At 43.1% G+C, this 13,986-nt stretch carries 9 protein-coding genes; 1 reads left to right on the top strand and 8 read right to left on the bottom strand.

The window, feature by feature from the left end; translation table 11 throughout:
- Positions 1–240: 240 nt before the first annotated feature.
- From JUI58_RS22440 to JUI58_RS22405, 8 genes are all read right to left on the bottom strand, one after another.
- Entirely contained in the window at positions 241–1,467 is a 1,227-nt protein-coding gene (locus JUI58_RS22440) for a peptidoglycan DD-metalloendopeptidase family protein (RefSeq protein WP_204106074.1), read from the bottom strand.
- A 97-nt stretch (positions 1,468–1,564) separates the two neighbouring features.
- Positions 1,565–2,701, bottom strand: a complete 1,137-nt coding sequence (locus JUI58_RS22435) for an AI-2E family transporter (protein ID WP_239121652.1) — start codon at positions 2,699–2,701, stop codon at positions 1,565–1,567.
- A gap of 90 nt (positions 2,702–2,791) precedes the next feature.
- A complete protein-coding gene (locus JUI58_RS22430; protein WP_204106072.1) occupies positions 2,792–3,928 on the bottom strand; it encodes an AI-2E family transporter in 1,137 nt (378 codons plus the stop codon).
- 38 nt (positions 3,929–3,966) lie between these two features.
- Positions 3,967–6,486, bottom strand: a complete 2,520-nt coding sequence (locus tag JUI58_RS22425) for a CPBP family glutamic-type intramembrane protease (RefSeq protein WP_204106071.1) — start codon at positions 6,484–6,486, stop codon at positions 3,967–3,969.
- Positions 6,473–7,561, bottom strand: a complete 1,089-nt coding sequence (locus JUI58_RS22420) for a DUF6765 family protein (protein WP_306465774.1) — start codon at positions 7,559–7,561, stop codon at positions 6,473–6,475. The genes JUI58_RS22425 and JUI58_RS22420 overlap by 14 nt, the downstream gene beginning before the upstream one ends.
- 55 nt (positions 7,562–7,616) lie before the next feature.
- Complete coding sequence (gene pgeF, locus JUI58_RS22415; RefSeq protein ID WP_204106106.1) at positions 7,617–8,372, bottom strand: peptidoglycan editing factor PgeF; 756 nt, start codon at positions 8,370–8,372, stop codon at positions 7,617–7,619.
- Positions 8,373–8,505: 133 nt separating this feature from the next.
- The gene (locus JUI58_RS22410; RefSeq protein WP_204106069.1) at positions 8,506–9,720 is read right to left on the bottom strand and encodes an acetate kinase; all 1,215 of its coding nucleotides are present in this window, start codon (positions 9,718–9,720) and stop codon (positions 8,506–8,508) included.
- Complete coding sequence (locus tag JUI58_RS22405) at positions 9,717–10,361, bottom strand: histidine phosphatase family protein (RefSeq protein ID WP_204106068.1); 645 nt, start codon at positions 10,359–10,361, stop codon at positions 9,717–9,719. Before JUI58_RS22405 ends, JUI58_RS22410 begins: the two co-directional genes overlap by 4 nt.
- Before the next feature lie 128 nt (positions 10,362–10,489).
- Here JUI58_RS22405 and JUI58_RS22400 point away from each other — a divergent pair, with 128 nt between their 5' ends.
- Complete coding sequence (locus JUI58_RS22400; protein WP_204106067.1) at positions 10,490–13,738, top strand: DUF499 domain-containing protein; 3,249 nt, start codon at positions 10,490–10,492, stop codon at positions 13,736–13,738.
- Positions 13,739–13,986 lie beyond the last annotated feature (248 nt).

Here is a 13,986-nt window from a genome sequence, read left to right as displayed (position 1 = left end):
AAATCTTAAAAAATCAAGCTAAAAATTAAACTCATTGGGTATTGTTTAATCCGATGCTTTTTTTTCCAGTTGATTTGCTAAATTACTGTAATTTTCTCTACTATTTTACCTTGATTCTGTGCTTCTGGGAAGAGGATAAAGCTATAAAAAACCGCAAGTTTTTTGGAGATTCTTAAACAGGTGGCGATCGCCCTCACAGAAAGGTCAAATTCCTAACTCCCGCCAGTATTGTCTTTATCATTAATAATTAATAATTGATAATTGTTCATTGTTGAGCCTCAAATATTGAAGGGGATCGATCGGTTGACCTTCTTTACGAATTTCAAAATGGAGGTGAGGTCCATTAGAAAAGCCCGTCGATCCGACTTCGGCGATCGCATTTCCTTGTTTAACTGGCTGTCCTTCTATAACGCTAAATTTACTCAGGTGGCCGTAGAGGGTTGTCATTCCTCCTCCGTGGTCAATGACTACGGTTTTACCATATCCACCATACCATTGAGTGAGGATAACTGTACCGCTATCCGCCGCAGAGACGGGACTACCGTAATCTCCTGCAAAATCAATCCCGCTATGTAGTCGCTTCCCTCCCCAGATGGGATGCTGTCGCAACCCAAATTTACTAGAAACTTTCCCTGTGTGGGGAGCAATAAAGGTATTTGTACCGCCAAAAATGGCGCGATCGCGGTTTTCCATGCGTTTTTGAATCATTAAACCGATCCCTTGAGAATCTTCGGCTAATTTGGCTCGGAAATTATTTAAGTTCGAGCGATCGCCGTTGAGTTGTGCTACTAATTCTTGTTGAATTTCCACTTGTGCTTCTAGATCGGTCTTCTGGGTGCGGATTTGTGTTTGTAGGTGAGAAATTTGCTTTTTTTGTTCCTCAATGGTTTGTTTTTGTTGTTTAATTTTATTGGCGGCGATCTGTAGGAATTGCAAATGCTTGCGATCGGCTTGATAAACCAATTTAAGACGAGTGCGGCGATCGAAAAATTCGTTGAGGTCGTCACTTTTGAGGAGAAAGCGCCAGCCTTGACTGGTGAGGGACTGACGTTGAAGAAAGCGCAGTCGAGCAATGGTCGCGGTTAATTTAGGTTTATAAGTTTGGCGTTCTCGATTTAATTTTGTTTCTATTTCTACTAATTTTTTGTTGGCATTTTCATATTCTTTTTCATAATATTTTAATTGTAAATCCATCACTTGTACGGTATGTTGTAAGCTGCCCAAATACCGCTTTGCATCTTGTTCGATACTTGAGAGATGATTTTGTTTTTCAACCGCTTCTACTTGTTCGCGATCGAGGTCATTTTGCCATTCCTGTAGCAAATCAAGAGATGCTAAAAAGGGGTACCCTAAAAGTTGAGCGCTTGTGGATTGCCCTCCAAGTCCCCAAAAACCGATTGTTGCACAAAAGAGACAGACTAGCCCCAATATCGCGCGTCTTTTCCATCGTTGTATCCAATCTGGCATTACTTCAAGATTGTTACCTTTCTTATCATACCCGATGAATTGCCTTCACTGGCGATCGCCAAAGATGCAATTTTTCTTCATCTCCGCAATTCAGGTTTTAACTGGGAGAAGGTTCCTTGGGTAAAGTTTTAATCTCTTGAGATTCTCCAGTAATAATGCGTAGATTTTCCGAGGCTACTTCTTCTGTTTTGAGAGATTTAATTGCACTCAGTATTTCTTTAATGATAACGGCTGTCGGTACCGCAACAACAACCCCTAATAATCCTCCAACTCTTGCACCAGTCAGAATGGCAATGAATATCCAGAAGGGATTCAACCCCGTAACTTTTCCTAAAACTCGCGGTGCAATAATATTTTCTAGGACTTGTTGAATAATAACCGAGACAATCACAACTTGAATGGCAATACCAATATTTTGTAATGCTAATATGAATGTGACTGAAGCAATTCCGACAGAACCACCAAAAGGAATAATTGCCATTAAACCAATGGTTAAGCCAAACAATAAGCCGAAGGGAACTTTTAAAAATAAATAAATTAAAGTTAAGCTCACTCCCAGACAAATCGCTAAAATAAACTGTCCGATAAAATAGTTGCGAAAACTCGATCGCAGTGTCACAGAAAAAGGCTTTTGGATTTTAGAAGGGAGCCATTCTATCAAACTACGCCAAATATCATTGCCATGTAAGAGCAAGTAATAGGTAATAACAAAAGTCAAGACAATATCTAATAATTTAACAACAGTAAACAAAGTGACATTTAAAGCAAAATCTAGGGTTTGTCCGGCTAGATTTTTTAATTGTTGTTTAATTGTATTCTTAGCCGGAACGATTAAACCATCAAGGTTAATTGACAAACCTAGATTATTAAATCTTTCATCCAGTATCATTAATTGATATTGCCCTGAGTCAATTAATTCAGGTAAGCGATTTACTAATTGTTGCGCCTGAGAAATCACAGGAGGAAGTAAGGTTATTCCGACAGATAGTAATGTTAATATCGCGACCAAAGTAACGACAAAGGTTGCGATACTTCGCTTCAAGCCAATCTGTTCTAAAAAACTGGCTGGGTAGTTCAGCAAAAATGCCAATAATGAAGCAACCAAGATAATAATCAAGAGGGAGTGAAAATATCCAAAAATGGTCGAGAAAGCCCACGCATTTAAAACGATCAGAGGTGCAGCCAAGGCGATCGCCAAGACGCGAGATAAGGAAGATAAAGATTCCCACCACATTTTTAATCTACTTTTGGGTTCGGAGGATACTGAATTCACAAGACAAAAAATAAGCAATAAGATGGACTATTGAAGAAGAGAATCAGAAAATCAAGAATCGTGAGTATTTCCAACTGTTATTGATTCTAGCGGAATTTGTGGTTCTTGAGTCGGTTTTGGGGTGGGAATAGAGGTGTCTTTGTCTCGATCTAGGACATCTTTGATCCAGGCTTCTTCAATCCATGTTTTAGTCACGACAGCGAGGGGAAGTGCTAAAACCAGTCCTAAAAAACCAAAGAAAGTGGCAAAAAAGATTTGCGCGGTGAGGGTTGCAGCCGGTAATAAGGAAACCTGCTTTTGCATAATCATTGGACTAAACCAATAACTTTCTAAATTTTGGACGATGATATAAAGGACGATCACTGCGATCGCCTGCCAAGGGGATTCGAGGAGGGCAACGGAGAGGGGAAAAACAACACTAGCAGCCGGGCCAATATTCGGCATAAAGTTAAAGACAGCCGCTAAAAGTGCATGGGTAAAAACAAAAGGAATACCAATAAATAATAAACCGACTCCACAGCAAATTGAGACAAATAAGGAGTTAATACAAATGCCTCGCATCCAACTGATTAAGGCTAATTCGCATCGATCGAGAATTTCATCTGTCCGTCGTCGATAAAATGAGGGAAATAAAGTTAAAAATAATTTTCGATATGCGAGGGGATTCGCAAGAAACATGACGGCAAAAATGAGGATTAATAAGATTTGCAGTAACACCGTCAGGGAATTACCAAAAAAGTCAAAAAAGTTACCTAAAATACCCTGGGCAAATGGTCCAAATTGTTGGGTAATCTCGGTTAGGTTGGGGAGTTCTAATTCAATTTGATCTAAAGGAAGCCAACCGGGAGGATTTTCAAAGAAAAGGTCTAATAACTCTAGAACTTTATTAATAGCGATAGGAACTAAAGCAATTAATTTCTGAAATTGTGAGAGAAAGGGAGGTAAAACTAAGCCTAAAAATAAGAGGCTAAAAAGAAAGACTAACCCTAAAGAAATTGGGACAGCACGACTGCGGGAAATGGTTATTTTTCTCTGTTTACCAAAGTCTTGTAGCCAACGGACTAAACTATTGAGGGCGATAGACAGGACGACAGATGTAAAGATGAGTAACACTATCTGGCGAAATTGCCAGAGTATAATTAAGGAAATAATTAAACAAAATAAGCCAACCCAATTACCGAATTTCATTGCATTTCTCCTCAGAAGTTCTTTAAAAATTTGTTGTATTAATTACTATTTGTTGTTGTTTTAGCGTTTAATTTTTGGTTTCCCCCTAAGCCAAACAGCCAAACAACAACGACAACCCAATGCACGATCGCGACAACCCAAATAGAATAACTCAAACTATAAGCGATCGTGCAAGCAATTCCTAGCAATCCTGTTAGAATCAGAAAAGTTGGCTGGAAAAAGGTGGGAGATCCAGCAGGGTAAAAACTGTAAGCATTAAGAGGATGATAAATAATATACCCGACAAGGCTGGCGATCGCCCAAAATCCCCAGGTTAAGGCTGAAACTCTTTCCGTTGGATGGGGAAGCAATAAGACGCGGAAAATGAGTTCTTCAAAGAAGGCTGGGAAGAAGAAGACTTTCAGCCAACCTAATCCTTGTTGTAAGGGATGATCTCCGGTGAAACTGGGGGTAATAAAACCTGTAGATTTAGCAAAGGGAATCGCGATCGCGCTATAAATAGCCAAGGTTCCTAAGATGGTCAACCCATCCCTAGGATTAAGTTTTGTCAAAGCAGAAGCGAGACGATTAATGGCGATCGCAACGATAGGAATTTGACCGAACAAAACTGTAGGGGCAAGGGGCAAAATATCCGGATCGACACCCCCAACTTGATTACTGCGAATTAACCATAAACTCGCCCCATTGTCAAGAAAAATATTGGCAATTTCATCGTGAACTCGCCGAGGAAAGAGGGATCGCCAACTTAAAATGATATTAATAAAATGACTATCGCTAACAAATCCATTGCGGTTATTGACTCCTGCTAAATATTCTGCATTTTGCTGCCAATCTGGGCGCACTGTCCCTCGGGGAGTTAAACTTTGATAAAGGTCTCGAGCTAGGGCAGTAAATGCTTTGATTTGATGGGTTTGTGGATCGTCAGGATGATTGTCTATCCAGGCTTGAATAGTTGGATTAATTGTGGCTTGATGTTTGATTTGCGCGATCGCAATATAAAGGGCTTGACTGGAATCTTGTACGCAAGATGTTGCGGGAGTTACGGCTGCATTTCCCGTACCATCTCCGGTGCGATATCGTGCCATTATGATTTGAGTTTGTAAGCGTAATTCGCGAAATAAGGAAAGGCGAATGCGATCGAAATGATAGTCGCGAGTAAATGTATCTAATTTAATGAGAATATCAGAGACGGGACGAGTTCCTAGCCAACCCCGTTGTAAGTTTCCCATATAGGCTTCCCATGATAATGTTCCCGCAATAATACCATCAGGATTATGGGCGTAAACTTGTTGATATTTTATATCCCATTGCAATTCATCAGTAAAGCGATCGCGAACAATTTCTGCAATTCCATAGGAAAAATGTCCGGTTACTGTCCAAGGAAGATGTTCTTCCCCTTTATCTCCTCCAATGCCACCAAATAAATGTAATACTAAGGCAAGATCACCTTCTTGCCATTGAGCAATTGCTTCCTCGTTATTGTTGGTTTTTGGGTCGATTAATATCTTTTGTACTGTTCCTTTTTTTTGTTTAAGATTGTCCCAATTTTCCTGTTTAATATAGTTGAATCCGGCTTGTTGATTGAGAATAGTACGATCGGCTTTAAGCTGAACCAGTAAGCGAGGTTTAAGGGCTTGAACTGTAAAAATACCTGCTTTATCTTTGGCACCATAAATATACCAGCCTGCTTGGCCGCTAGGAGATTGATTGATTTGATGAGGTGTAGAAAAAGTGCGATCGTTGAAGCTAGAGGGTTGTTGAGGAATCCGAATAACTTCTTCTAAATTATCAAATTTATGGGTGTTTTTATTATAGTGACGAACGCGAAAATATTCTGTTACACAAGATGAATGATTGAGACAAGTCTGGGAGTTTTTTGGGGTTATATCAATTGGTTCTATAATCTTAACAAGGGCATAATAGCGTCCAGTCACTTGTATGGGTTCGCGATCGGTTTGTAAGATTGTTTGTCCTCCTTTATCTTTCATCAGATCGACAGCTTCTAAACTAACTATTAAATCATTTTGAGGTCTTCCTCCTGCGAGAGATTCTAGCGGTCCGACACGATCGCGATCGCCTAAACGAATGGGGTTAATATTTCCTTGTTCGATACTTTTTTGAGTCGCTGCTGAGAATTTAATATTGGTGGTCGTTGCTGCTACATAAAATCGAGTAAAATTGGTTTCTTTCCATTCTAAACGCATAATTTTCCCTTCTAAATCTTTATTTTCAGAAGGTGTATTATAGATTTCTAGCCAAACCCAATCGGGTAAAGTAGAGAGGGTTTTGATTTTATTTTTTTCTGCTGCTGTTGGTAAAATTAGCCGTCCAACCCATTCCCCTGTTGAGGAATAAAGTGTCTTGTTGATGGTTTGTTTTAATGGGTAATATCGAGGATGATTAAAGGGAGATTTAAGACTAATTATATAGTTTGATTCTGGAGCAATTTGGGATAATGCTGGTGACAGATAAAAACTAGAAATAAATGTAAATAAGAGTCCGATGATAACAATTAGAAGGCAATAAAATTTTAAATTCTTAATTTTAAATTTTGGCATAATCATTGTGCTTTGAAGAATGACTAGAATAATATTGAGGAATATCTAAATAGCGAAATTTAGTTTCATATAAAATATTCCAAGCTGCTTTTTGTTGATTTTTTGCAGCTTCTTGGAATTGGTACCAGTGACTTTGTTGATAATTTTCTCGCCAAAAATAGGGGGCTTTAAAAGTTGTTAAACTAAAAAATAAACCTTTTTTGCGGTGTCCTTTGTTGCGATCGCCAAATTCATTTTCGCTGCGAGTAACCGCACGTTCAAGCCAAAGATATTTATTATATAGTGGAATTTGTTCCTTTCCATAGATTTTTTGTTCGCTTAAGGCAAGATAACGTTGAATGCGATCGCGTCTGTGACGATTTTTAGGATCGTAATCACCAATGGCGCGATCGAGATCGCGAACCAATTCTAGAGCATCTTTTTCTCTGCGATCGCGAGGATCGACACCTTCTAAATAGAAACAATATTTATAAAATAAATGTTTAGCTGCATCCAGAAAACGCAATTTATTGTTAACTTTATCGTGAGGAGAAATGAGGCGATAATCGTGCCAAATTAAAGCCGGCCAATCGGGATAGCGCTTGACATCAGCATGACCGACATGAGGTAAAGCCGATCTTAACATTCCTTTAACGGCATTAAATTCATCATAATAACCGACAAAATTTTGATGCGCCCAAGTATCGACATAACCATGAGAAGCAATACCAATCCGATAGAGATTTTTACTGGCTAAAGCATCATCAATAATGCGATTAGCACTAATACTATTGGGGGTCGTATTCAGAAAATGGCGCTGTCCATCTTTGCGTCGGGCGCTAACGGCAAAAGGGTCTCCTGGGATAAAATGAAAGACAGGATATATTTTCAGTAATTCATTCTTGGACTTCAGAATATTAAAGGTTTGGGTAATATGATTAAAATATTCACTATTTTTCCCTTCATCAATTTTAAAAACCGTTGAATTATTATCGACATACTGAGAAGAATAAGCCAAAATTCTCGCCTCGAGAGGCGAAAATCCCGCTCGCGTTGCGATGGAGTATGTCATATAATAATGAAATTCAATGTCCATATTTTTAGCAATTAGCAATTAAAGAATTACCGATCCCGTTATCAACTATCAACTATCAACTATCAACTATCCCAGACCATTGTACTTTTTTCTCTTTGGTGCGGCGATAAGAGAAGAAGCGATCGCCATTTTGATAGGTACAGAAAGGGGCGATCGCAACAGATTCGGGTTTAACTCCCAATTGTTCGATTTGCAGTGCATTCACCCGTCGCACGTCCAAGCGCACTCGTCCGGGTTGAGGATCGGGCAGGATGGGGGGGGATTCAATCTTCTCTAAGGCAGCTAGAATCGCCTCTGGGGTGCTTTTCTCTGCGTTTTCGACTAAACTTGCCCCAACCTCAGCAGCAACGTATTCCGTGACCTGATAGACCTCTCCGGCGATCGCGGGACCGAGGGCAAATCGTAAGTCTTTTATATTACTTCCCTTCTCAATCAAGCGAGAAACCGCTTCGGGAACGATTTTCTGTGCGGTTCCGCGCCATCCCGCATGAAGGGCGGCGACCCGTCCCGTGGTAGTATCGCCTATTAAAACCGGGGTACAGTCGGCACTTGCGACCCAAACCGATTGATTTTCAGCTTCCGTTAAGACACCATCTGCGGGGGGAAATTCCGTGTCCAATTCTCCGCTTTTGATTTCGCGATCGATCTCGCTGGGGGTTAAAACTCGATTGCCGTGAACCTGTTTGAGACGATAAGCTGGGGCTTCTGGGTGTAATATTTTGGCTAAGTCAACGGGAGGACGAGGATAAAACTGTTGACTGAAAAAGCCGTGGGGCCAATCTTGCAAAAGGCTACAGGTCAGATAGGGCATACCCTCCCAGTCTTGCCAGTGCCATGCGGGGGATTTAGAAACGCTCAAAACTCACACCTCAAATTGGATAATTGCTCATTGGTAACACTTTAAAATTTTACCTTCGCATGGGCGATCGCGGGGAGGATATCCCTTAGAGGTGCGTTAAATATCGCCAACATTCAGAGGCGATCGCCCAATCTTCTTGGGTATGCACCACCAAAACTCGCACTTTTGATTCAGTCGTGGCAATGTCTGCATCGACGGGATGCGCTAAATTTTTCTCTCTATCCAAATTCACCCCCAAAAACCCCAAACCCTGACAAGCAGACTCTCGCACCCTCGGGGAATTTTCCCCCACTCCTGCCGCAAACACCAGGGCATCTAACCCACCCAGGCTGGTTGCCATTGCCCCAATTCCCATCTTTAAGCGATGGATGTACATGGCAAAAGCTAACTTGGCGCGAACATCTCCCTTGTCTATCGCCGCCGATATTTCTCGCATATCTCCCGACGTGCCAAAAATTCCCTTTAACCCCGATTCTTGATTTAAGAGGCGATCGAGGCGATCGACGGTGAAACCCTCTTCTCGCATAAGATAGATGCCAATAGCAGGATCGATCGAACCACTGCGGGTTCCCATCATCAGCCCTTCCAGAGGGGTAAAACCCATTGTTGTATTGATACTTATCCCCTTTTCAACTGCTGCGAGAGAGGCACCATTGCCCAGATGACAAGTGATAAGTTTGAGGGTATTGAGGGGACGATCTAAGATTTGCGCGGCGCGACGGGCGCAATATTGATGGCTGATACCGTGGAAACCGTAGCGACGGATGCCCTTTCCCAACCAATCATAAGGGATGGGATAAGCGGCGGCGGCGAGGGGGATTTGACTGTGAAAGGCGGTGTCAAATACCGCTAATTGAGGAATATTTGCCAATATTTGCGCGATCGCCTCCATTCCTTCTAAATGTGCTGGGTTGTGGGTTGGGGCGAGGGGGATCAGCTTGGCGATCGCCGCTTTCACTTCTGGGGAAATTGGTGTCGGTTGGCTGTATTCCGTGCCACCGTGAACCACTCGATGCCCAATAATATCAATCTCCTCTAAGTTCTCTAAAACTTTTGTTTCTTCTTGAGTGATAGTTTTTAAAAGGTGAGTTAATGCTTGCGATCGCGACTTCGTATTGAGAGAGATTTTGCGCTGGCGATCGTTGGCTTTGATAGTTAACTCCACCCGATCCGATCGCCCCCAATCGATCGCCCCCTCCCATAACGGTTCTAGAGCCTGTTCCGGTAAACTTGAACTGGGGATATTGTAGAGACAGCTTTTTTGCGTGCTTGAACCTGCATTGAGTACCAACACTTTCATCCTTGTATCTCCTTTCTCTGGTGCAACTCTTCTCGCAAGTGAGAGCAATCCCCCATCCTGTGTAAGAGGGGACCGCGTTCAGCTATTTCCACAACACTGACCGAAGCAACAGGCATACCAATGCGATCGCGGAATCGTCCCACATCAATTCCCAACAGAGAACATAACATAATGCGAATTGTTGCTTTATGGGAGACTACTAAAACATTACCATTCTTATAGGTTTGTTCGATTTCTTCCAGTACTTCAGAACTGCGACGGGCAATATCAATCCCTTTTTCGCCTCCCGTCGGACTACTCCAGCCAGGATCTGCCAGCCAACGGACATAATCATCGTGAAAATCTCGGTTCACTTCTTCCGGTGTTTTCCCTTCCCATTCCCCATAGAAAATTTCCTTAAGTCCATGTCGTCGTTGGCTATTAATTCCGAGGAGATCGCACAGGGGTTTAGCAGTAGCGATCGTCCGTTGTAGAGGACTAGAATAGATGGCTTTCCAAGGAATATCTTGATAGGCCTTAGCGAAATCTTCCGCCATTTGTACCCCTTCTGCGGTTAAATCGATATCCAATCTGCCACAATAAGTTCCAGTTTGACTGGAACTCGTTTCTCCGTGGCGCAAAAAGTAGATTTTTAAGCTCATAATCAAAAGTATTTCAGTCTATAATTACTTACTGTTGATTCAATAAATTACTCTATTCACTCTATTCTACCCATCAGTCCTTCTCAAGAAAATTTTCTAGCCCAAAAGTACGATCTTATTACGATCTTATGTTGCCATCCATTTTAACCACCTGTATTCCCAGAGCGGAAATTCAAACCGGAGAGTTAGCAGAAGAAATATTTGCGGCCAAAATTCGCCCAGTGGTGGAAGGGACAGCCCCTCGGGTTTATCAAGATGCGGAGGTCTTTTTTGCCAATACTTTTCCCACGGATGGCATTAAAACCCTCATTCGCGAAGTATTTGGACGCTTGACGGGGGGAGAGGTAGGATCTGCCATTATTCGCCTTGAAACTAGCTTTGGGGGGGGAAAAACCCACGATGAGATCGCCCTCTGGCATATTTGTAGACAAGGACGAAGAATTTCCGGTTTAGAACGTTTTGCTGACCTCGCTTTGATTCCCGATTATGCTGTTAGGGTTGCGGCTATAGACGGTCGGGATCTTGACCCGGAAAATGGCATTTATCACCCCGATACGGGCATCACAACCTATACTTTATGGGGGGAAATTGCCTATCAAATCGGTGGCATTCGCGGTTACGATTTGCTTAAAGGTTCCGATGAAAGTGGGATCAGCCCAGGAACTTCGGTGCTAGAACGGTTGATGGAGGGGAAGCCTGGGGTTATTATCCTTGATGAGATCGCCCGCTATCTTCGGGCTGCAATGGCTAAAGCGGTGGGACAAAGTACCCTGGCGAAACAAGTGGTGGCTTTTCTCTTTTCCTTGATGGATTTGGCCGCTTCTTCTTCTCAATTGATTTTGGTGTATTCTCTGGCTTCTGCGTCGGATACTTTTGCGGAGGAAACCGCCGATCTCAATGAACTGATTCAGGCATCCAGTCGTCAGGAGAGGGTTTTGAGTCCTTCGACGGATGTGGAAATCTATAATATTGTCAAACAAAGATTATTTGAGAGGGTCAGTGAGGATGCCGCCCAAGATGCCGCTAAAGAGTACCTCAATGCCTATCGTACCAGTCGATTGAACTTGCCGGATGGTTGTAAAGATTCTTCCTATGGTCAGGCGATCGCCTCCTCCTATCCCTTTCATCCCGAACTTTTCAAACTTCTGACCCAAAAAATTGCATCGATTCCCGAATTTCAACGCACTCGGGGGGCATTGCGTTTATTTGCCTCGGTGGTAAAATACCTCTGGCAAAATTCCGATCCCGCTTCAGATTGGATTCCCCTCATTCACACTCATCATATTCCTGTGGGGGTGGAGGAGAAAGTAACCAGCGATCTCACTTCTCGCTTACAACTTCCCCTCATGCGTCTACCCATTCAAGCAGATATCTACAATCCTGACGGTCGGGAGGCTTATACTCAAGTACAGGATCGACACTGGATCGCGGCCGGAAAACCCCCATTCTCAACTTGGGTAGCCAGAACTATTTTTTTGCACTCCTTGACCCAAGGGATTTCTTCCGGTATCCGACGGGCAGAATTAAACCTTTCTCTTTTAACGCCTGATACGGAGATTGGTTTTGTGGAGCGGGTTTTGGAGCAATTGGGGAAAGTTGCGTGGTATTTGGATATCGATCCGGTGACATCTATTGCTCGGTTTAAAGAAGAGCCTTCCATTAATAAGATTATCACGGAGGAGAAAGAACAAATCGGCAAAGCAGAAGCGAAGGAAGAACTACGATCGCGCCGAGATAGTATTTTTGCCACGAAGGTATTTAAGTTGGTTTCGTCTCCAGATTCAGCCTCAGATGTAGATGATACTGCGGATTCTCTGGCTCTGTGCGCGATCGATTTTGATGAGGTGACGGTGACATCTTCCCAGGATCCTCCTCCTCCCCTAGTTGAGCAGATTTTTAACAATACGGGGGAATCGGGGAAATTTCGCACTTTTCGCAATCGTCTCTTGTTTTTGGTGGCCAATCGTCAGGAATTGGAGAGGGCGATCGACTTGGCGCGGGAGTATAAGGCGATTAAAAATATTCTCAAAAGTCCTAATCGCTTGGATGATATTTCGGAAAGCCAGAAAAAGCAACTCAAACAAAAAAATGGGGACATTGATTTGGCTGTGCGTATCGCCCTCACCAATGCCTATCGCCATCTATTTTATCCCGCTAATGATAAAGTGAAAGCTCCCAAGGGCTTGCTACACTACACTTTACCCGCGCAGGATTCCAGTACGGTGAAGGGGAAAAGTAATCAACAAGATTTGATTTTAAAAGCCCTGCGAGACTGTCAAAAGATTCGCCAGGAAGGGGAGGAGATGGCGAAATCTTTTGCCCCGGCTTATATTTTACAAAAGGTTTGGCCGGCGGGGTTGGATCGCTGGACAACGAAGAGTTTGCGGGAGGAATTCTCGAAAAATTTGTCTCTGAATATGCCTATCGATGCAGAAATTCCTAAACTGCGTCAGACGATTTGCAGGGGGTTGGAGTTGGGACAATGGGATTTAGAAATGGGTCAAAAGGTTTATATCAAGACTGAGGCCGCGGCTTTCACTCCCCCAGATACGATTGAGTTTAGCGATCGCCAAACTCTCTATCGTCGCGGTATTCTCGAACCCCCTAAACCCAAGGTAATCGAACTGAATGCCCAATTAATGCCCTCAACGGCGGCGATTAAACCAGTGCGGGTACGGTGGAAGGCGAAGGAAGCGCTAAAAATTCAACTCTATCAGAACGATCGCCCTATTCCGGGGGAGTTTCGCCCATCGGATGAGTATGAGGGAGAGGTGGGGGAAAATACTCTGTTTCGTTTGGTGGCGGACTATGGCGACGGGGAAACGGCGACCCAGGAAGTACAGGTTAAAATAGCGGGGACGGGGGGAACTTATGGGTCCGGTGCCTCGGCTAGTTCTCCCTCAGCCGGGGATACGCCTGGACTGTTTGATGTTAAACCGGAACAGTTGAATTTTGTCGGGACTCCCAATCGGGTTTTTGCGGAGTTTGGCGATTGCTGTGCTGATAACAAGGTGACGGGGATTTCTCGTTTTACGGTGTCTGTGGAGACGGTGATGGACTATCGCAAGCTGGGGACGGCTATTTCCTTATTGGAACGATTTAAGCCGCAAATTGACCAAACTACGACGATTCAAACGGGGGAACAGTTTGTGCGTTTGTTGTATCAAGGCGATAGGCGCGGTTTTCAGGGGTTTTTCTCGACTCTGAATGGGTTACTCAGTCAGCCGAAGGTAGAGGGGGATGTGAGTCTGAGTTTGACTTTTGAATTTGAGTCGGCGATCGCGCCAAATGGGACGGAATTCAAGGCAATTCAAGGTTCTCTCTTTCGCAATCCTGTGGATCGCTTGAGTTTAACGGCGATGGTCAAATATGATTAATCGGGACTATTTATGCAATTAGCGAGGAAGTTTATGCAATTAGCGAGGGATTTTATTAAAGCCAGCGAGGGATTTTATTAAAGCCAGCGAGGGATTTTATTAAAGCCAGCGAGGGATTTTATTAAAGCCAGCGAGGGATTTTATTAAAGCCAGCGAGCAAGATGCTCGCACTACGATAAAATCGTGAATTGTTAATGCGATCGCGTTTAAATGGGGTTCATTGGGTAGACTATTTATGCAATTAGCGA

Origin of the sequence: Spirulina sp. CCY15215 (assembly GCF_016888125.1) — a bacterium.
Taxonomy (GTDB): Bacteria; Cyanobacteriota; Cyanobacteriia; order Cyanobacteriales; family Spirulinaceae; genus CCY15215.
This window is presented reverse-complemented; position numbering and strand designations above follow the sequence as displayed.